The organism is Phenylobacterium sp. (assembly GCF_030693405.1).
Lineage (GTDB): Bacteria > Pseudomonadota > Alphaproteobacteria > Caulobacterales > Caulobacteraceae > Phenylobacterium.
The window spans coordinates 59,213-78,720 of the sequence record NZ_JAUYAW010000066.1 but is presented as its reverse complement, the minus strand read 5'-3'; the positions used below and the strand labels follow the sequence as shown (position 1 = coordinate 78,720).

The following is a 19,508-nucleotide window of genomic DNA, read 5'->3' as shown; positions in this document are numbered from 1 at the left end:
ACGATTCGGACGGCGCAAAACCCGGTGATTCAACTTGCGGTTCGGCGGAAATTCGGCCAGATTTTTAAAGTCAATCTCGTTAGGGCGCGGTCGATCTTTTCCAGCCTATTTTCCCGGCCCGGACACCTCTGCCCCGGCCCTGTCGATCTTGATCCCCCGCATAATGAACGGTTTGCGGGCGGCTGATCTCTCCAAGGACTGATACTCTCCATGTCTACCGGCACCGTAAAGTGGTTCAACGGCCAAAAGGGCTTCGGCTTCATCACCCCCGATGAAGGCGGTCCCGACGTTTTCGTTCACATTTCCGCCGTTGAGCGCGCCGGCCTGCGCACGCTCAATGAAGGCGACAAGATCACCTTCGAGTTGGAACGTGACCGCCGCAGCGGCAAGATGGCGGCTTCCAACCTGCAGGTCTGATCCCGCAGGCCCGAAGGCCTAATGCAAGAACCTTCCGGAAGGCCGGCGCGCGAGCGCCGGCCTTCTTTGGTTTCAGGACCGTCCTGTTCCGCAAGGGACGCTTGTTAACCCCTGCGGTGAAGGCGGCGCTTGCACGGTCCCGACTCCCTCTCTAAACGGGCGACTTAACCTGCATTCTGACCGGTGTCGGGCGCGCTGATGTGCGCGGCCGTCCTTGCGCGCGGAAAAAACATGCCCAAACGCTCCGACATCTCTTCGATCCTCATCATCGGCGCCGGCCCGATCGTTATCGGCCAGGCCTGCGAGTTCGACTATTCCGGCGTCCAGGCCTGCAAGGCCCTGCGGGCCGAAGGCTACCGGATCATCCTGGTCAATTCGAACCCGGCCACGATCATGACCGACCCCGACGTGGCCGACGCGACCTATATTGAGCCGATCACCCCGGAGATGGTCGAGAAGATCATCGCCAAGGAGCGCCCCGACGCGCTCCTGCCCACCATGGGCGGCCAGACGGCCCTGAATACTGCACTCGCCCTCGAAGCCTCCGGCGCCCTGGCGCGCTACAATGTGGAGATGATCGGGGCCCGGGCCGAGGTCATCGACAAGGCTGAAGACCGCCAGAAATTCCGCGACGCCATGGACGCCATCGGGCTGGAAAGCCCGAAATCCAAGGCCGCCCACACCATGGACGAGGCGCTGGAGGGCCTGGACTTCGTCGGCCTGCCCGCCATCATCCGGCCCTCCTTCACCCTGGCCGGCACCGGCGGCGGCATCGCCTACAATGTCGAGGAGTTCCGCGAGATCGTCGAACGCGGCCTCGACCTGTCGCCCACCACCGAGGTGCTCATCGAGGAGAGCGTCCTGGGCTGGAAGGAGTATGAGATGGAGGTCGTCCGCGACAAGGCGGACAACTGCATCATCGTCTGCTCCATCGAGAACATCGACCCGATGGGCGTTCACACCGGCGACTCCATCACCGTCGCCCCGGCCCTGACGCTGACCGACAAGGAATATCAGTGGATGCGCCGCGCCTCGATCGCCGTGCTGCGGGAGATCGGCGTGGAGACCGGCGGCTCCAACGTGCAGTTCGCCGTGAATCCGGCCGACGGCCGCATGGTGGTCATCGAGATGAACCCGCGGGTGTCGCGCTCCTCGGCGCTGGCGTCCAAGGCCACGGGCTTCCCCATCGCCAAGGTCGCCGCCCGCCTGGCGGTCGGCTACACCCTCGATGAGCTGATGAACGACATCACAGGGGCCACGCCGGCCTCCTTCGAGCCGTCCATCGACTATGTGGTCACCAAGATCCCCCGCTTCGCCTTCGAGAAGTATCCGGGCGCAGAGGCGACCCTGTCGACCTCCATGAAGTCGGTGGGCGAGGTCATGGCCATTGGCCGGACCTTCGCCGAGAGCCTGCAGAAGGCCCTGCGCGGCCTGGAGACCGGCCTGACCGGTCTCAACGAGATCGCCATCGAAAACGCCTCTGATCCGGAGATGGGCCATGCCGCCATCATCCGGGCGCTCGGCCAGCCGACCCCTGACCGCCTGCTGGTCATCGCCCAGGCCTTCCGCCACGGCCTGAGCGTCGAAGAGGTGAACGCCGCCTGTTCCTACGAGCCGTGGTTCCTGCGCCAGATCCAGCATCTGGTGGCCGAGGAGGCCCGCGTCGCCCGCGAGGGCCTGCCGGGCAGCGCCGAGGCCTTCCGGACGCTCAAGGCTCAGGGCTTCTCTGACGCCCGCCTGGCGGCCCTGACCCACACCACCGAGGCCGAGGTGCGCGAGCAGCGCCGGGGCCTGGGCGTGCGTCCGGTGTTCAAGCGCATCGACACCTGCGCCGGCGAGTTCCGCGCCGAGACGCCCTACATGTATTCCACCTATGAGACCGGCGCGCTCGGCCAGATCCCCGAGTGCGAGAGCGAGCCCACCGACGCCAAGAAGGCGATCATCCTCGGCGGCGGCCCCAACCGGATCGGCCAGGGAATCGAGTTCGACTACTGCTGCTGCCACGCCGCCTTTGCGCTGGCCGACATCGGCGTGGAGTCGATCATGGTCAACTGCAACCCCGAGACCGTGTCGACCGACTATGACACCTCCGATCGGCTGTACTTCGAGCCCCTGACCGCCGAGGACGTGCTGGAGCTGATCGAGGTCGAGCGCACGCGGGGAACCCTGCTGGGCGTCATCGTCCAGTTCGGCGGCCAGACGCCGCTCAAGCTCGCCAAGCCCCTGGAAGACGCCGGCATTCCGATCCTGGGCACCAGCCCTGACGCCATCGATCTGGCCGAGGACCGCGAGCGCTTCCAGCAGCTGCTGCACCGCCTGAAGATCGCCCAGCCGATCAACGCCATCGCCCGCTCCGATGAGGAGGCTTTCAAGGCCGCCCATCAGGTCGGCTATCCGGTGGTCATCCGTCCCTCCTACGTGCTGGGCGGCCGGGCCATGGAGATCATCCGCGACGACGAACAGCTGGCCCGCTACGTCCGCGACGCCGTGCAGGTCTCCGGCGACAGCCCGGTCCTGCTCGACCAGTACCTGTCCCGCGCCACCGAGGTGGATGTCGACGCCCTGTGCGACGGCGAGGCCGTCTTCGTGGCCGGCGTGATGGAGCATATCGAGGAGGCCGGGGTCCATTCGGGCGACAGCGCCTGCTCCATGCCCCCCTTCTCGCTGAAGCCCGAGACCATCGCCGAGCTGAAGCGCCAGACCGAGGCCATGGCCCACGCCCTGCAGGTGCGCGGCCTGATGAACGTCCAGTTCGCCATCGAAGAGCCGCACAGCGACGCGCCGCGCATCTTTGTGCTGGAGGTCAATCCCCGGGCCAGCCGCACGGTGCCCTTCGTGGCCAAGACCATCGGCCGGCCCCTGGCCGCCATCGCCGCCAAGGTCATGGCCGGGCGCAAGCTCGCCGAGTTCAATCTGGTCGACGCGCCCTACGATCATGTGGCCGTCAAGGAGGCGGTCTTCCCGTTCGCCCGGTTCGCCGGGGTCGATACGGTGCTGGGGCCAGAGATGCGCTCCACCGGCGAGGTGATGGGCCTGGACTGGCGCCGCGAGGGCGAGCCGGACTCCTCGGCCGCCTTCGCCCGGGCCTTCGCCAAGAGCCAGCTGGGCGGCGGCGTGGTCTTGCCCAAGTCCGGCGCGGTCTTCGTCTCGGTCAAGGACAGCGACAAGCCCTGGATCATCACCCCGGTCCGCCTGCTGATCGAGCAGGGCTTCACCATCCTGGCCACCAGCGGCACCTGTGATTACCTGGCCGCCCAGGGACTCAAGGTGCATTTGGTCAAGAAGGTCCTGGAGGGACGTCCGCATATCGTCGACGCCATGAAGAACGGCGAGGTGAAGCTCGTCTTCAACACCACCGAGGGCAAGCAGTCCCTGTCGGACTCCTTCGAGATCCGTCGCACGGCCCTGATGATGAAGACCCCCTACTTCACCACCGCGGCCGGCGCCCTGGCCGCGGCCCAGGCCATCGTCGCCACCGCCACCGACACCCTGGATGTCCGCCCCCTGCAGAGCTACGCCCACGGCTAGGAAAAGAGGTGATTTTGACAATATCGTCAGAAATCACCTCTTTTTGCCTCATTTGGCAAAAACAGCGTTCGGTTAGCGTTGACGCAGGCCCGAGTCAGGCGCAGGCTTTTGTCTGTCGCCTGGCTTAGACAGGCACGGGCGCTTACGGGCGGCCCAGTTCAGACTATGCGGTCGCCCGCAATGCAGCGTCTCCCGTGACGTCTGTCGCAGTCCGGCATCGAGCCCTGGCGTTCAAGCCAAGGCCCGCAACCAGAAGACTGTTTAGGGAGCTCGCCATGCATCTGGATGAAGGCCACGAAACCGCCCATCCCCCGAGGCGCCGGCATCTGCTGCAAAGGTTCGAAGGGGCCACCGACCTGATGGTCGTCGCGCTCATCGTCCTGCTCGGGGGGGCCATGCTGTTTGGCCTGCTCACGGCCGGCGGCAGCCCGACCTATATGCGCTGACCTGACGGGCGCCTCCAGCGGAGCCCTGCCCCCGAGGATGGGGCTCCAGCTGGCGCGCAGCCGTTTGAGTGTCGCGCGGTGAGGCTTCCCACGCCCCTCCCCCTGGGCTAACCCCGTTTCCAAAGCGCAATCAGACGCACAGGGACGGAGACATATCATGGCGGGACGGGTGGACGGCAAGGTGGCCCTGGTGACCGGGGCGGCCAGCGGTATTGGGCGCGCCTGCGCCGAGCGACTGGCGGCTGAAGGCGCCAAGGTGGTCCTTACTGACCTCACCGACGCGGCTGGAGCGGCTGCGGCGGCCGAGATCGTCCAGCGCGGCGGTCAGGCCAGCTATCTCCATCAGGACGTCACCGACGAGGGCGAGTGGGTCCAGGTCATCACTTCGGTGCGCGAGACGCACGGACGCCTCGACATCCTGGTCAACAACGCCGGCATCGGCCTGGGCGGCTCGGTGCTCGACATGAGCCTGGCCGACTTCCGCAAACAGATGGCGGTCAATGTTGAAGGCGTCTTCCTGGGCGTGAAGCACGCCCTGCCCCTGATGCGCCACAGCGGCGAGGGCGGCAGCATCATCAACATGTCCTCCGTCGCCGGGCTGAAGGGCGCCGCCTCCCTGGCCGGCTACTGCGCCAGCAAGGGCGCGGTGCGCCTGTTCACCAAGGCCGTGGCCCTGGAATGCGCCGCGGCCGGTGACAAGGTGCGGGTGAACTCCGTCCATCCGGGCATCATCGAGACCCCCATCTGGGACACCATCATCGGGACCGGCGGGCCGGGCTCTAACGCCGGACCGCAGCGGGCGGCCAGCCTGGACGCCATGGCCAGCGTCGCCACGCCGCTGGGCTTCAAGGGCGACCCCGCCGACATCGCCGACGGCGTCCTGTGGCTGGCCAGCAGCGAGAGCCGCTACGTCACCGGCGCCGAACTGGTGATCGACGGCGGCCTCTCGGTCCGTTAAAGCCGGCGCCATGACCGCCACGCTGCATGTGATCTTCGGGCCCCAGGGCGCCGGCAAGTCCACCTATGCCCGGGACCTCGCCCGGCGCCTGCCGGCGGTGGCCTTCGCCATCGACGACTGGATGGGCCGACTGTTCGGTCCCGACATGCCTGAGCCCCTGGAGTTCCAGTGGATGATGGACCGGGTCGACCGCTGCGAGGCGCAGATCTGGTCCACCGCGGCCGGCGTGCTGGCCGCGGGAACCTCGGTGGTCATGGACCTTGGCCTCATGCGGCGCAGCGACCGCCAGCGGGTGGCCCAGATCGCCGAGGCCGTCGAGATCCCCCTGCAGTTCCACTTCGTGACCGCCCCGGCCGAGGTCCGCCGCGAGCGGGTCCTGGGGCGCCAGGAGGTCAGCGGCGAGGGCTTCCGCCTCTTGGTGACGCCGGAGATGTTCCACTTCACCGAAAAGGCCTATGAGGCGCCCGACGAGGTCGAACTGCGCGGCTGCGTCGTCAGCGAGAGCGCCTGACCGATCAGGCCGACGGGACCAAGCGGGGCCGTGAACCCGCCGCCGCCCCTTGCGTTTCGCAGCGCACACTCATATCGTCTCCCCCCCGGACGTTGGCGCCCGCGGCCGGAGAATTCCCTTAGGCGCACTACCCGAGTCCTCATCCGCCATGGAAAAAGTCCCGATGACCGCCGGGGGCTATCAGGCTCTCGACGAAGAACTGAAGCGTTTGAAGACGGTCGAAAGGCCGTCCGTAATCGCTGCGATCTCCGAGGCCCGTGAGCACGGCGACCTGTCGGAGAATGCTGAGTACCATGCCGCCAAGGAGCGGCAGGGCTGGATCGAAGGCCAGATCGCCGAGATCGAGGACAAGCTCGCTCGCGCGCAGGTTATCGACGTCTCGAAGCTGTCTGGCAAGCAGGTGAAGTTCGGCGCCACCGTCTCCCTGGTGGACGAGGACACCGAGGAGGAGTCCCGCTACCAGATCGTCGGTGAGCATGAGGCCGACGTGAAGGCTGGCCGCATCTCGATCTCCTCCCCGATCGCCCGCGCCATCATCGGCAAGGAGATCGGCGACGTGGTCGAGGTGAACGCGCCCGGCGGCGTGCGCTCATACGAGGTTCTCAAGGTCGACTGGATCTGAGCGCGCCACGCCGGCGCCGCAATGATCGGACATTCCCATGACCGCAGCGCCGCCCTGGCGTTGGGATGGACGGGCCTGTGACCACCTCCGACGATACGCCGCTTCGGGTCTGGGTCGTTTCTGACGGCCGGACAGGGATTGAGAACCAGGGGATCGGTCTCGCCGAGGCCCTGGCGGCCCTGCGCCCCATCGAGTTGAGCGTCAAGCGGATCGGCTGGCGGGGCGGCCTGGGGGCCTTGCCCTGGTGGCTGAACCTCGCCCCGCTGCGCTCGCTCTCACCGGACAGCGACATCGCCCCACCCTGGCCCGACATCTGGATCGCGGCGGGCCGGGCGACCCTGCCCCTCTCCCTGCGTCTGCGCCGTTGGAGCAAGGGCGCCACCTTTGTGGTCCAGCTGCAGGATCCCCGGGTGCCGGTCGGCGCCTTCGATCTGGTCATCCCCCCCAAGCACGACCGGCTGCAGGGGGACAATGTCCTGCCCATTGTGGGCGCCCCCCATCGGGTGACGCCCGAGCGACTGGCGGCCGACTACGAACGCTTCCGCGACCAGCTTGAGCCACTGCCCCATCCGCGGGTGGCGGTGCTGATCGGGGGTAAGTCCAAGGCCTTTGGCCTGTCTCCCGAGCGGGCCGCAGCCATGGCCCATGAGATCGAACTGCCCATCCTTCAGGAGGGGGGCTCGGTCATGGTCACCTTCTCAAGGCGCACGCCCGAGGACGCCAAGGCCCTGCTGTCGGCCAGGCTGCGGCATGTTCCGGGCATGATCTGGGACGGCCAGGGCGATAATCCCTACTTCGCCTTCCTGGCGGCGGCCGACTATGTGCTGGTGACCGAGGAATCCACCAACATGACCACCGAGGCGGCCTCCACGGGCAAGCCGGTGTTCATCCTCAAGCTGGAAGGTGAGAGCCTCAAGTTCCGCCTCTATCACGAGGAGCTGGAGCGGCTCGGCGCAGCGCGTCCCTTCGGGGGCGCCTTCCACAGCTGGTCTTACGAGCCCCTCAACGAGACCACCCGGGCTGCAGCCGAGGTGCTGCGCCGCTATGACGCCCGGGCGGGGAACCGCTAGACAGCCCCGTCCAGGCGCGATACCCGCCGGGGCCATTCAATCCCGAGGTGTGACGTGAGCACGACCAACCTGGCCGCCTTCCTGTCCCAAGGCGCCGTCGATCCGCGCCTGGGCGAGCTGGTCCTCGCCGTGGCCGAGGGCTGCGTGGCGATCAACGGCCATGTCCGCCGCGGCGCGCTCGGGCAGGCCATGGGCGCCCTCGGCAGCGAAAACGTTCAGGGCGAGGTCCAACAGAAGCTCGACGTGCTCTCCAATGACGTCCTGCTGGAGGGCTGCGCCAAGGCCACCGGCCTCTGCGCCATGGCCTCGGAGGAGATGGACACCATCCATCCCGTGCGGGAGGTGGGCGCTGAAGGCGGCTATCTGCTGCTGTTCGACCCCCTGGACGGCTCCAGCAACATCGCCGTCAACGTCTCCATCGGCACCATCTTCTCGATCCTGCCGACCCCGAAGGACAGCTACGGCCGGGCGGCTGCCGAGGCCGACTTCCTGCAACCCGGCCGCCAGCAGGTCGCCGCCGGCTACGTCGTCTACGGCCCTCAGACCCAGATGGTCCTGACCCTGGGCGCCGGCGTCAGCGCCTTCACCCTCGATCCCGACAGCGGCGATTGGGTGATGACCGCCGCCGACATCCGCATTCCTGCGGAGACGAAGGAATTCGCCATTAATACAGCCAATACCCGCCATTGGGCTGCGCCGGTGAGCCGCTATGTGGAGGAATGCCTGGCCGGGGTCGAAGGGCCGCGGGGCAAGGACTTCAACATGCGGTGGGTCGCCTCCATGGTGGCCGACGTCCACCGGGTGATGAGCCGCGGCGGCGTCTTCATGTACCCCTGGGACAAGCGCGAGCCTGACCGGCCGGGCAAGCTGCGCCTGATGTACGAGGCCAATCCCATGGCGCTTCTGGTGGAACAGGCCGGCGGCGGGTCGTTCGACGGCCAGGGCGAGACCCTGGACGCCAAGGTGACCAGCCTGCACCAGCGGGCCTCGGTCATGCTGGGCTCAGCCGCCGAGATCGCCCGTCTGCGGGCCTATCACGCGTCCTGAAGCCGACGCCGGGGCGACCGGGCGTCGCAGGCCATTACGGTTAACAGTTGCTTAGAGGCGCGGCCCTAGCCTGCCGGGATCGTGCCTGCCCGGAGCCCTGCCGTGACCGCCCAGCCCCTTGTCCGAGAGCTGAAGGGTCTTCTGCCCGCCCCGCTCGTGGCCGAGACGCTGGAGACCTTCATGGACATGCTGCGGGCGGCCGGCGCTGATGCTGGCGCCGACGCCGACGTGGACGCCCTGGTCGATGCGCTGCGGGCCACGGACCGCGCCGCCCTGGGCCAGGTCTATGACGCCATGCGCGAGACCGACGTCTTTCGCCGCATCGTCACCGCTGAGCCGCTCCGGCAGGCCGCCCAGGCCATGACCAGGGCCAAACGCCTGCACAGCCCGTTCCAGCACGCGGTGTTCCGCATGGATCTGGCCGGCGAGCCCTGGCGCGGCTTCGACTGGCACCAGGACTATCCCTACAACATGCTCTGCAACCGCTCGGTCACCGCCTGGACGCCGCTGACGCCGTCCGGGGCGGTCAATGGCGGGGTCGATGTGGTCGAGACGCAGACGCCGCACCTCTATCCGGTCGATGTCCGCCTCAAGCGCAACGCCGAGGGCCGACCGCTCGGGGGCCGCGACGCCTTCATCGCCGCCGCTTTCCACAGTGATTTCGAGACCCGGAGCCGCAAGCCCGAGCTTCAGCCCGGCGACGTGCTGATGTTCCACAACACTGTGCCGCACCGGTCAGGACGCAATCCCGGCCCGCGGCACCGCTATTCCATCCAGGTCCGTTTCGGCGACCTGCTGGCGCCCGAGGTCATCGCGCGCGGCTGGCGCAACCGCCGGGCCGACGGGTTCGAGGCCTTCGCCGCCCTGCATCCCGACCTGATCGCTTCTGAGGAACGTCCATGAGCCCCGCCCCCAAGATTCCCGCTGACGAAACGCTGCGCAGCCTGCTCAAGGCCCATCTGGACGATCACGACCTGATCGCCAACCTGGCCTCCTTCGGCCGGCGGATGCACTTCATGAAGGCCTTCGCCCACTATGAGGTCTTCAAGCTGATCGAGGACATGCCCGGCGATATCGTCGAGTGCGGCGTCTACAAGGGCGCCTCGCTCCTGACCTTCGCCCGCTTCCTTGAGACCTTCAGCCCCGGCGACCGCACCCGAAAGGTGCTGGGCTTCGACCACTTCAAGGGTCTGGCCGATCGCTCAGAGAAGGACGGCCTCGACGCCCGGGTCGGCAACACCGCCGAGGGCTGGAACCCGGCCCAGTTCCGCGACACCCTGTTTTCCCTGGTGGACGCCTTCAACGCCGACTCCTTCGTGCCCCAGCGGCCGCGGGTCGAGCTGGTCGACGGGGATGTGCGCCAGACGGCGCATGCCTATGTGGCCGAACATCCCGGCCTGCGCATCGCGCTCCTGCACCTGGACATGGACCTCTATGAGCCGACTCTTGAGGCGCTGAAGGCCTTCTGGCCGCGCATCCTCACTGGCGGCGTGGTCCTGCTGGACGAATACGCGATCCGCGAATGGCCCGGCGAAAGCGAGGCCCTGGAGGAGTTCTTCGACGGCAAGCCGCCCAGGATCGAGAAATTCGGCTGGGCCTCGGCCCCGGGCGGCTTTTTCGTCAAGGAATAGGCGGCTTCGCCGCGCAGGGCGGCGCCTTGCCGCCGCAATGAGGGCTAACCTGCGCGCACAGGAGCCCGCCCGTGATTCTCGCCCTTCTTCAGGCCCGCCTGAGTTCCACCCGCCTGCCCGGCAAGGTTCTGCTGCCGCTGGCCGGCGCGCCCATGCTGCTGCGCCAGATCGAGCGGGTCAGGCGCGCCCGGCGGATCGACCAGATTGTCGTGGCCACCAGCCTGGAGCCCAGCGACGATCCCCTGGTTGATGTCCTGAAGGAGGCCGGCCTCGCCGTCCATCGCGGCCCGCTCGCCGATGTCCTGGCCCGCTTCGTCGGCGCCCTCGACGTCTGGCCCGCCGACCATGTGGTGAGGCTGACCGGCGACTGCCCCCTGATCGACCCTGAGGTGATCGACGCCACCATCGCCCTGCATCTGGGCGAAGGTGCGGACTACACTCACAACCGCTATGATCCCTCGGGCTACCCGAAGGGCCAGGACGTAGAGGTGATCTCCGCCGCAGCCCTGCGACGCACGGCGGCGCAGGATCACAGTCCAGAGGCGCGCGAGCACGTCACCTGGGCGGTGCGCAACGCGCCGGACCGCTATCGCATCGCCCGGCTGGATCCCCAGGTGGACGAGGGTCACGTTCGCTGGACCGTCGACACCCCTGACGACTATGAGTTCGTCCGCAGGGTCTATGAGGGGCTCTACCCGGCCAATCCGGCCTTTTCCTCCGACGACGTCCGCGCCTTCGTGCGGGCCCGGCCGGAGCTGACCACCTTTGGCGGAGCGCCACGCCTATGACCCCGCGGGTTCTCTTCATCGCCAACGCCGGCCCTCAGGTGGGCGGCGGCCATGTCATGCGCAGCCTCACCCTGGCCGCGGCGCTCGCCGAGCGCGGCGCCCGGGTGGAGTTCATGGCCGACTCTCATGTGGAGGCGATCCTGGCGGCCTACGCCCCGGACCTGCCCCGCCGCGCGGTGGCCTCCATGGCGCCGGACGTGCTCACCGACCTCACCGGTCGCCAGGCCTTCGAGGCCGTGGTGTTCGACCACTATGGCCTCAGTCGCCCCGAACATGAGGCGATCGCCGATGGCCGCCCGGCCCTGGTGATCGATGACCTGGCCGACCGGCCCCTGGGCGGCGCCCTGGTGCTGGATTCCGGCCCGGCCCGGGTCGAGGCCGACTATCGCGGCCTGGCCAGCGGGGCGCGCCTGCTGCTGGGGCCGAAATACGCCCCGGTGCGGCCGGCCTTCGCCGCCCTGCGCAACACCGCTCTGGCCAGGCGCCATGAGACGCCCCGGCGGGTGCTGGTCTCCATGGGCCTGACCGACCTGGACGGGATCACCGGCAAGGTGGTCGAACAGCTGCGCCGTCGCTATGGCGAGACCGCCCTCGACGTGGTGGTCGGCGCAGGCGCCCCCAGCCGCAAGGGCCTGACCCGCATCGCCGCCCACGACCCGCGCCTGACCCTGCATGTGGACACCCCGGACATGGCCGAACTGGCCACCGCCGCCGACCTGGCCGTAGGCGCGGCGGGGTCGGCCATGTGGGAGCGCTGCGTCCTTGGCCTGCCCAGCGTGGTGGTGACCATCGCCGACAACCAGATCCCTGCGGCCACCGCCCTGGCCAAGGCCGGGGCCGTGCTGATGGTCGACGGTCGGTCGGAGACCTTCGGTGTCGACTTCGACCGCGCCATGACCCGCCTGTTCATCGACGAGGCCCTCCGCGCCGGCCTGGCCGAAAAGAGCGCCGAACTCTGCGACGGCGAAGGGGCGGCCCGCGTCGCCGACGCCTTCTGGCCCCTGCTCGTCCAGGCCGCGACCGTCTGACGCAGACGCCTTAACCGAGTTTTCCGACCTTGGCCTGCATCCTCCCCCTTCGCATGCGGGTGGGGAGGCCGAGAAATGGCCAGAGTTCGTATTATCGGCGGGGGGCTGACCGGCATCCTCGCCGCCTTTGAGGCCCACCGGCTGGGCGCCCGCGAGATCGTCCTGGAGGACGCCCTCGACCGGCTCGGCGGTTGGAGCCTGCCCCGGGTATCCCACGGCGTCGAGCTGCGCGACGGCGAGTTCGCCTTCGGGCCGGCCCAGGATCCCATCCGCCAGGCGCTGGAATGGCGCGGCGTAGCCTTTGACGAGGTCGACCTGCACGACGGCGCCATCAGCCCCTCCCCCAACGGCCCCCGGGCCAGTTGGGGGGAAGGGCCGGTCCTGTCCGCCGACGTGACCACCCCTTCGGCGGCGGCGCAGCCGGAAACCCTCAACGACATACTGCGCGCCTATCCCAGGTCCGCCGCCGACCCCCTCGCCCACTACTGCCAGTGGCGCCTGGGCGTTTGGCTCGATCAGGTCCATGCCAGCGCCGCCCCGGCCCTTGGCCTGCATCAGGTCCGCCTGGCGCCTGTGGGCGAGGCCTCGTCTCCCAACGTGTCCTCCCCCCGGCGCGGCGCCGTGCCCCGGGACGGCCTGAACGGCCTCTTCACCTCGGCCAGCCGCGCGCTGGCCCGCCTGGGCGTCGAGATCCGCCTGCACAGCCTGGTTTCGCCCCGCGAGGTCGCTCAGGCCTGCGGCGAGGACGAGACGGTGGTCTGGGCCGCCGATCCCATGCCCCTGTTCGACCTGGCCTCGCACAAGGCGCCCAAGCCCCGCCTGATCGGCGAGCGGGTGGCGAGCTACGTCTTCCGCGCCCGGCTGGAGGCGCCCCTGCCACTCACCGTCCGCAACTATACCGGCGAGGGCAAGGTCAGCGCCCTGCGCGTCTATCAGAGCCGTGGCGAGACCCTCGTCAGCGTCGAATGCGTCGACGAGGTGGGCGACGAGCCCCTGCGCGCCGAGGTTCTCCGCCTGCTGGCCCCCTTCGCCCGGCGCCCGATGATCCTCGACGCCTGCGTCCTGACCAACATGCGCACCCGCTTCGCCTGTCCCTCGGTCGAGGCGGTGCAACGGCTGGACAGGCTTGAGGTCGAACTCGCCCAGCGCTTCCAGGGCCGCTTCCTCGTGGCCGGCTGGGAGTCCGCCGATGCCGGCGCCCGCATCTCAGGCCTTACCGACCGCATGGCGCGTAGTCTCGGGCCCGCGGCCAGGATTTCGGCGGTCGCCTGATGGCTGGTCCGCAGGTTCAGCTGCGCGACGTCACGCCTGCCGACCGCGACCGACTGCGCGTCTGGCGCAACCAGCCCGACGTGGCTCAGTGGATGTATACCGACGCCCAGATCAGCGAGGCCGACCATGCCCGCTGGTTCGCCGCGGCGCTGTCGGATCCCACGCGCCGTTACTGGATCATCGAACTGGACGGCGAGCCCGTAGGGCTGGCCAACCTCGCCGACATCTCGGAGGCCAACCGCCGCTGCGCCTGGGCCTACTACCTCGCCTCGCCCTCGGTGCGGGGCAAGGGCGTCGGCGCCTATGTGGAATACTGGGTGATCGAGCACGTGTTCGGCCCGCTCGGCCTCTCCAGGCTCTGGTGCGAGGTGCTGGTGGAGAACGAGGCCGTCTGGAAGCTGCATGAATCCTTCGGCTTCCGACGCGAAGCCCTGCTGCGCCAGCATGTCTGGAAGAATGGCGAGCCCCGCGATGTGGTGGGTCTGGGCCTGCTGGCCGAAGACTGGACCTTGGTGCGCGAGGCCAGCCGTGAGCGCCTGCGCGCCAAGGGTTACGCCCTGACCTAGCTGTCGCTGAGCATGTCCCAGGCCAGCGGTTCGCCGCGCTGGAGATCGCGGGTCGCCACCCGCCCGACCACGGCGTCGCGGTGTTCGGGCCGAAGGCCAAGACCCGGACGGATCGACCGGACATCGGCGGCCGTGAGGCGGGCGCCGGCCTTCACATCGGCCGCCACATAGAGCGAGCGGCGGAACTGAGCGTTGGCCCGCTCAGACCCCAATAGGTCGTACTGCGCCGCCCCCAGGGACTCCCAGGCTGAGCGCGTATCGCGCACCAGGGCCGAAAACTCATCCGGCTCCAGGGAAAACGCCGCGTCCGGGCCGCCGTCGGATCTCGCCAGGGTGAAGTGCTTCTCGATCACGCACGCGCCCAGCGCCACGGCCGCCACCGCCGCGGCCGTGCCCGGCGTATGGTCCGACAGGCCGATGGGGCAGCCGAAGCGGGTCTCCATGTCTGGGATGGTGCGCAGATTGGCGTCGGCGAAGCTGGCCGGATAGCTCGACACACAGTGCAGCAGCGCCACCCCGGCCGCGCCGGCGGCGAGCGCTACGTCCCGGGCGGCCTCGATCTCGGCCAGATTGGCCATGCCCGTGGAGATGATCAGCGGTTTGCCATGTCGCGCCGCATAGGCGATCAGCGGCAGGTCGACGGCCTCGAAGGAGGCGATCTTGTAGGCCGGCGCCCCAAGCTCGGCCAACAGGTCCACCGCGCTCTCATCGAACGGGCTGGAGAACAGGATCACGCCCCGGGCCTTCGCGCGTTCGAACAGGGCCGGGTGCCACTCATAGGGGGTCTGAGCTTCCTGATAGAGCTCATAGAGGCTGCGGCCATCCCACAGCCCGCCCTCAATGCGGAACTCCGGCCGGTCCACATCCATGGTGATGGTGTCGGCGGTGTAGGTCTGGATCTTGATGGCGTCGCAGCCGGTGGCCGCCGCCGCATCGATCATGGAGAGCGCCCGGTCGAGGTCGCCATTGTGGTTGCCCGACAGCTCGCAGATCATGAACGGCGCATGGCCCGGGCCGATCTTGCGGCCGGCGATCTCGATGTTCGTCAGGTCAGACACAACGCAGTCCCCGTGAATGGGAACCAGTCTAGCGGGCCACCTCAGAACAGTGCGTTAAATCGACCTTTTCGGGCCTTTTCGCGCGCGAAATACCCCGAAAACGGCGCCCAATCCGACGCCGAAAGCGACGCCCAAGGTCACACTGCCCAGGACCGCGCCCGCCCCGGCGCCAAGGGCCGTTCCGACCCCCAGCCAGGTCCCGGTGGTGCGCAGGCTCGCCCGGCTGGCGGTTCCAGGCTGCGCCGTCGTGGCGGGTTCGGCGGCGGCAGGCGGGGGGTTGGAAGGAGCTTCAGTCATGGGGATCGAACGGCTGGGCGATCATCTTGTTGCGCCCGCGCCCTCGCGCATCGCGGAATCTTCTCTAAATAGGAGCCATGTCTGAGCCTCGCACCACACGCTGCCTCATCATCGGGTCCGGCCCCGCCGGCTATACTGCCGCGGTCTATGCGGCCCGGGCCCTTCTGAATCCCGTCCTGATCGCCGGCCTGCAGCCGGGCGGTCAGCTGACCATCACCACCGATGTGGAGAACTATCCGGGCTTCGCCGAGGCGATCCAGGGTCCCTGGCTGATGGAGCAGATGCAGGCCCAGGCCGAGCATGTGGGGACCGAGATCATCAACGATATCGTCCTGAAGGTGGACCTGTCGAAGCGGCCGTTCCGACTGGAGTGCGATTCCGGCCAGGTGTGGCTGGCCGAGACCCTGATCATCGCCACCGGCGCCCAGGCCAAGTGGCTCGGCCTCGACAGCGAGCAGAAGTTCCAGGGTTTCGGCGTCTCGGCCTGCGCCACCTGCGACGGCTTCTTTTATCGCGGCAAGGATGTCGTGGTGGTCGGCGGCGGCAACACCGCGGTGGAAGAGGCCCTGTTCCTCACCAATTTCGCCTCCAAGGTCACCCTGGTCCATCGCCGGGGCGAGCTGCGGGCCGAGAAGATCCTGCAGGAACGGCTGTTCGCCCATCCCAAGGTCGAGGTGGTCTGGGACAGCGCCATCGACGAGGTGCTGGGCGACACTGACCCCCTGGGCGTCACCGGCGTGCGCCTGAAGAACGTGAAGACCGGCGCCACCCAGACCATCGACTGCGCCGGCGTGTTCGTGGCCATCGGCCACGCCCCGGCCTCGGAGCTGTTCAAGGGCCAGCTGTCCATGGACGCCTCGGGCTATCTGGACGTGAAGCCCGGCACGGCCTCGACCGAAGTCGAAGGCGTCTACGCCGCCGGCGACGTCACCGACGACATCTATCGTCAGGCGGTGACGGCGGCGGGCATGGGCTGCATGGCCGCCCTGGAGGCGGTGCGCTTTCTGGCCGAAGAAGACCACCGCAAGGCGCATAACCCGATCAGCCACGCCGAGGCCGAGAAGATCGGCGTCTGGTAGGCGCCCCTGTGACCGACTAACGAGGGCCCATGACCAATCTGATCGTACGCGGGGGCCGCCCCCTGCGGGGCGAAATCACGCCCTCCGCCAACAAGAACGCCGTCCTGCCGGTGCTGTGCGCGACCCTGCTCAGCGATGCGCCCCTGGTGCTGCACCGGGTGCCGGACATCACCGACGTGCGCAAGATCCTGGAGTTCTTCCAGTCCCTGGGCAGCCAGGTGGACATGGACTACGCCACTGGAACCCTGCGCCTGCACCACGGCGAGAACCTCCGGGCCGAAGGGGCGCACCTGCCGCTGGGCATGCGCTCCTCGGTGATGCTGATCCCGGCCCTGCTGCACCGGTTCGGCCAGGCGAGCCTTGAGGACGAGGCAAAGGGCTGCACCCTGGGCGCCCGGGAGATCGATCCGCACCTGGAGGTCTTCGAGGCTTTCGGCGCCAGGGTGGAGACCCGCGAGGGCGCCATCCTGATCTCGACGCCGGAGGGCTTCCACGCCACCCGCCACTGGCTGGACTACGCCTCGGTGACCACCACCGAGAACTTCGCCATCTGTGCGGCCACCGCCAAGGGGACCTCGCAGCTGGTCAACGCCGCCTGCGAACCCCACGTCCAGGAGTTCTGCCGCTTCCTCATCCAGATGGGGGCCAGCGTCCAGGGGGTCGGGGCCTCGACCCTGACCATCGAGGGCGTCGAGAAGCTGGGGGCCACCACCTTCACCTTCCAGGACGACTTCCACGAGGTGGCCACCTTCCTGGCCATGGGGGCGATCACCGGCGGCGACGTGGCGGTGCGCAACGGCGCCTCGGAATCCTTCCCGCTGATCGACCGCACCTTCGCCAAGTTCGGCGTCGAGGTGACCCACCAGGACGGCTGGTCCCGCGCCAGGCTGGATGGCCCCTTGCGGGTGCGCCAGCCCTATACGAGCCACATCCTGCAGAAGGTCGAGGCCGCGCCCTGGCCCTATGTGCCGGCCGACCTGCTGCCGATCTTCATCGCGCTCGGCGTCCGGGCCGAGGGCTCGGTGATGTTCTGGAACAAGGTCTATGAGGGCGCGCTCGGCTGGACCTCGGAACTGGCCAAGTTCGGCGGCCATGCGGTGCTGTGCGACCCCCACCGAGTGATCACCTATGGGGGCAAGCCTCTGTTCCCCGCCGAGGTGGAGAGCCCCTACATCATCCGGGTGGCCATCGCGCTCTTCATGCTGGCCGCCAGCATCGAGGGCAAATCGACCATCTACAACGCCGCCCCGATCAAGCGCGCCCACCCCAACTTCGTCGAGAACCTCAACGCGCTCGGCGCCGACGTGGAGTGGGTCCTGGGCGACTGAGGGCCTACTCGCCCGAGCATGACGGTGGCAAGGGGAGTGCGGGGGCGCTCCTCCAGCAAAGCACACCCCCAAATCCGTCGTCCTCGGGCTTGACCCGAGGACTCATGAACACTGGAGTTCGACGGTGGTCGTGGGAGGTTTGACCCTGCCGACCAACGATGGGGAAACGACACCATGATCCGACATGCCCGCGCCGCCGACCATGCCGCCATCCGAGCGGTGAACCTGGCCGCGTTTCCGGAGGCGGCGGAGGCTGATCTGGTGGAGCGGCTTCGGGCCGATGGCGACGTCGTGTTTGAGCTGGTGGCCGAGGCGGACGGCGAGGTGGTCGGCCATATCCTGTTCAGCCGGCTGTGGGCCGACAGCGTGAACCTCTATCTGGCGCTCGCCCCCATGGCGGTGGTCCCGGGCGAGCAGAAGCGAGGCCTGGGTTCGGCCTTGGTGCGGGCGGGGCTGGAGTTCTGCAAGGAATGCGGGGCCCACGGCGTCGTTGTGCTGGGGCATGTGGACTACTATCCCCGCTTCGGCTTCTCGGCCGAGACCGCGGCGCGGGTCGCCTCGCCCTATGCGGGATCGCCGGCCTTCATGGCTCTGGCTCTCGAGGACGGCGCGTTCGACGCCCGCCTGACCCTGGCCTATCCGGACGCCTTCACGGGGCTTTAGGCGCCGGCGCCACGGCGGACCCAGGTGCATCCAGCTCGGCCTCCACCTCGGCCAAACGCTCATTGATTTCCCGGATCTCGTCTGGAGTCGGCTGGCGGCGGCTGGGCTGCAGCACGCCGGCCACCCGGGTCGCCGCCTCCCCGCTGCCGGGCTCGGCCACCTCGTAGGTGCGCACCTCGCCGGCCAGGGCCAAGGTCACCTTGCGGCCGGGCGCCAGGGCCTGACCGGTGTTGAACAGGCCCTGGGTGCGGGCGTCCACGCCCCCCAGGATGGCGACTGACAGGTTCTCCTCCCCGCCGACATAGCGGCTCGTGAAGGCCGGCGGCTCACCCATGGGACCGGTCCAGCGATAGAAGATGTGCGCGCCGACCTTGGTCATCTTCACCAGGGTCGGGGCCCAGTAGGGCGCCACATAGTCGGCGTGATAGTGCGTCGCCGAGCCCACGCCGGTCTCCACGAAGCCCTCCAGAGCCTCGCGGGCCACCGACTCCACCTGACGCCAGAGGCCCGGCTCCGGGGCCCAGGTGAGCGAGCCGTCGCAGGTGAAGCTGAACTGGCAGCCCGTGCTGCGGGCCGAGCCCTGGAAGACCACGCCGCAGACCGAATTGGGGTAGGCCGGATGGCGGACCCGGTTCAGTACAACCTGGGCCACGGCCCGCTGGCCCTCCCGTGGCTCGCGGGCGGCCTCGTAATAGATGGCCTGGCTGAGGCAGCGCAGGGCCTGGGCCTGATCCTGGCGCGAGGCCCGCAGGATGAAGGGCTCCATGGGATTGATCGGCAGGTCGGCGAAGGGCTTGAAGGCGTTGATCTCCCGGGCGGCCATGTCGAAGGCGGTGCCAAAGCCCAGGGTCGGCAGGGTGGCCAGATCATAGGTTTCCCAGCCCGGCACGCGGCCCCAATAGTCCTTGCGCGGCGCAGGGTCATGCCGCCTCGCCAGGGCCAGCATGGCCTGGTCCATATCGGCTGTCAGGCGCTCAAGCCCCCGATCGGACAGGCTGCGGGCCACCGTCGCCATGCCTTCGGCCCGGCCGGCATTGATCGGCCGGTCATAGGTGGTCAGGCACCCGGCCAGGGCGAGGCTCGCAAACAGCAAGGCCAGGGAGCGAGCGAAGGCGGTCAAGCGGCGGTCCTGCGATATCGGGCGGGCGCCCGCGAACCCCAGCTATAGGCGACAAGACCATGGCGAAAAAGCAGGCGCT

General features: G+C 68.5%; 20 protein-coding genes. 18 read left to right on the top strand and 2 right to left on the bottom strand.

Going from position 1 to position 19,508, the window contains the following annotated elements; all coding sequences use genetic code 11:
• The 15 genes from Q8N19_RS14475 to pseH all read left to right on the top strand — a co-directional run.
• Positions 1 to 186, top strand: a 186-nt coding sequence (locus Q8N19_RS14475; protein ID WP_305591844.1) for a hypothetical protein, incomplete at its 5' end; no start/stop codon positions are given.
• A gap of 24 nt (positions 187 to 210) precedes the next feature.
• Positions 211 to 417 (top strand): cold-shock protein, encoded by a 207-nt coding sequence (locus tag Q8N19_RS14470; RefSeq protein ID WP_293322384.1) that lies wholly within the window; start codon positions 211 to 213, stop codon positions 415 to 417.
• A 231-nt stretch (positions 418 to 648) separates the two neighbouring features.
• Entirely contained in the window at positions 649 to 3,945 is a 3,297-nt protein-coding gene (carB, locus tag Q8N19_RS14465; RefSeq protein WP_305591841.1) for a carbamoyl-phosphate synthase large subunit, read from the top strand.
• Positions 3,946 to 4,220: 275 nt separating this feature from the next.
• Positions 4,221 to 4,391, top strand: coding sequence for a hypothetical protein (locus Q8N19_RS14460; protein ID WP_305591839.1), 171 nt, complete (start codon positions 4,221 to 4,223; stop codon positions 4,389 to 4,391).
• A gap of 157 nt (positions 4,392 to 4,548) precedes the next feature.
• Complete coding sequence (locus tag Q8N19_RS14455; protein WP_305591837.1) at positions 4,549 to 5,349, top strand: glucose 1-dehydrogenase; 801 nt, start codon at positions 4,549 to 4,551, stop codon at positions 5,347 to 5,349.
• Between the two features lie 10 nt (positions 5,350 to 5,359).
• Entirely contained in the window at positions 5,360 to 5,860 is a 501-nt protein-coding gene (locus Q8N19_RS14450) for an ATP-binding protein (RefSeq protein ID WP_305591835.1), read from the top strand.
• A gap of 148 nt (positions 5,861 to 6,008) precedes the next feature.
• Positions 6,009 to 6,482 (top strand): transcription elongation factor GreA, encoded by a 474-nt coding sequence (gene greA, locus Q8N19_RS14445; protein ID WP_305591834.1) that lies wholly within the window; start codon positions 6,009 to 6,011, stop codon positions 6,480 to 6,482.
• Between the two features lie 65 nt (positions 6,483 to 6,547).
• Entirely contained in the window at positions 6,548 to 7,552 is a 1,005-nt protein-coding gene (locus Q8N19_RS14440) for a mitochondrial fission ELM1 family protein (RefSeq protein ID WP_371133866.1), read from the top strand.
• A gap of 54 nt (positions 7,553 to 7,606) precedes the next feature.
• The gene (locus Q8N19_RS14435) at positions 7,607 to 8,599 is read left to right on the top strand and encodes a class 1 fructose-bisphosphatase (RefSeq protein WP_305591830.1); all 993 of its coding nucleotides are present in this window, start codon (positions 7,607 to 7,609) and stop codon (positions 8,597 to 8,599) included.
• A gap of 102 nt (positions 8,600 to 8,701) precedes the next feature.
• A complete protein-coding gene (locus tag Q8N19_RS14430; protein ID WP_305591828.1) occupies positions 8,702 to 9,502 on the top strand; it encodes a phytanoyl-CoA dioxygenase family protein in 801 nt (266 codons plus the stop codon).
• Positions 9,499 to 10,230: a TylF/MycF/NovP-related O-methyltransferase gene (locus Q8N19_RS14425; protein WP_305591826.1), complete on the top strand. Its 732-nt coding sequence runs from the start codon at positions 9,499 to 9,501 to the stop codon at positions 10,228 to 10,230. The genes Q8N19_RS14430 and Q8N19_RS14425 overlap by 4 nt, the downstream gene beginning before the upstream one ends.
• Before the next feature lie 71 nt (positions 10,231 to 10,301).
• Positions 10,302 to 11,018, top strand: a complete 717-nt coding sequence (locus Q8N19_RS14420) for a glycosyltransferase family protein (protein WP_305591824.1) — start codon at positions 10,302 to 10,304, stop codon at positions 11,016 to 11,018.
• Positions 11,015 to 12,046, top strand: a complete 1,032-nt coding sequence (pseG, locus tag Q8N19_RS14415) for a UDP-2,4-diacetamido-2,4,6-trideoxy-beta-L-altropyranose hydrolase (RefSeq protein WP_305591822.1) — start codon at positions 11,015 to 11,017, stop codon at positions 12,044 to 12,046. The genes Q8N19_RS14420 and pseG overlap by 4 nt, the downstream gene beginning before the upstream one ends.
• 75 nt (positions 12,047 to 12,121) lie before the next feature.
• Positions 12,122 to 13,318 (top strand): NAD(P)-binding protein, encoded by a 1,197-nt coding sequence (locus Q8N19_RS14410; RefSeq protein ID WP_305591820.1) that lies wholly within the window; start codon positions 12,122 to 12,124, stop codon positions 13,316 to 13,318.
• Positions 13,318 to 13,884, top strand: coding sequence for a UDP-4-amino-4,6-dideoxy-N-acetyl-beta-L-altrosamine N-acetyltransferase (pseH, locus tag Q8N19_RS14405; protein WP_305591818.1), 567 nt, complete (start codon positions 13,318 to 13,320; stop codon positions 13,882 to 13,884). Before Q8N19_RS14410 ends, pseH begins: the two co-directional genes overlap by 1 nt.
• Here the strand turns inward: pseH and pseI are convergent.
• Positions 13,881 to 14,879, bottom strand: coding sequence for a pseudaminic acid synthase (gene pseI / locus Q8N19_RS14400; RefSeq protein WP_305591854.1), 999 nt, complete (start codon positions 14,877 to 14,879; stop codon positions 13,881 to 13,883). The two genes, pseH and pseI, sit on opposite strands and share 4 nt — an antisense overlap.
• Before the next feature lie 437 nt (positions 14,880 to 15,316).
• On the opposite strand from pseI, the gene trxB reads away from it, so the two are divergent.
• The 3 genes from trxB to Q8N19_RS14385 all read left to right on the top strand — a co-directional run bounded on the left by trxB (position 15,317) and on the right by Q8N19_RS14385 (position 18,309).
• A complete protein-coding gene (gene trxB / locus Q8N19_RS14395; RefSeq protein ID WP_305591816.1) occupies positions 15,317 to 16,318 on the top strand; it encodes a thioredoxin-disulfide reductase in 1,002 nt (333 codons plus the stop codon).
• A 29-nt stretch (positions 16,319 to 16,347) separates the two neighbouring features.
• A complete protein-coding gene (locus Q8N19_RS14390) occupies positions 16,348 to 17,646 on the top strand; it encodes a UDP-N-acetylglucosamine 1-carboxyvinyltransferase (RefSeq protein ID WP_305591814.1) in 1,299 nt (432 codons plus the stop codon).
• Positions 17,647 to 17,820: 174 nt separating this feature from the next.
• Positions 17,821 to 18,309, top strand: coding sequence for a GNAT family N-acetyltransferase (locus tag Q8N19_RS14385; protein ID WP_305591812.1), 489 nt, complete (start codon positions 17,821 to 17,823; stop codon positions 18,307 to 18,309).
• Here Q8N19_RS14385 and Q8N19_RS14380 read toward each other — a convergent pair.
• On the bottom strand, positions 18,296 to 19,429 hold the full coding sequence (locus Q8N19_RS14380; RefSeq protein WP_305591810.1) for a cell wall hydrolase: 1,134 nt from the start codon (positions 19,427 to 19,429) through the stop codon (positions 18,296 to 18,298). The genes Q8N19_RS14385 and Q8N19_RS14380 overlap by 14 nt on opposite strands.
• Positions 19,430 to 19,508 lie beyond the last annotated feature (79 nt).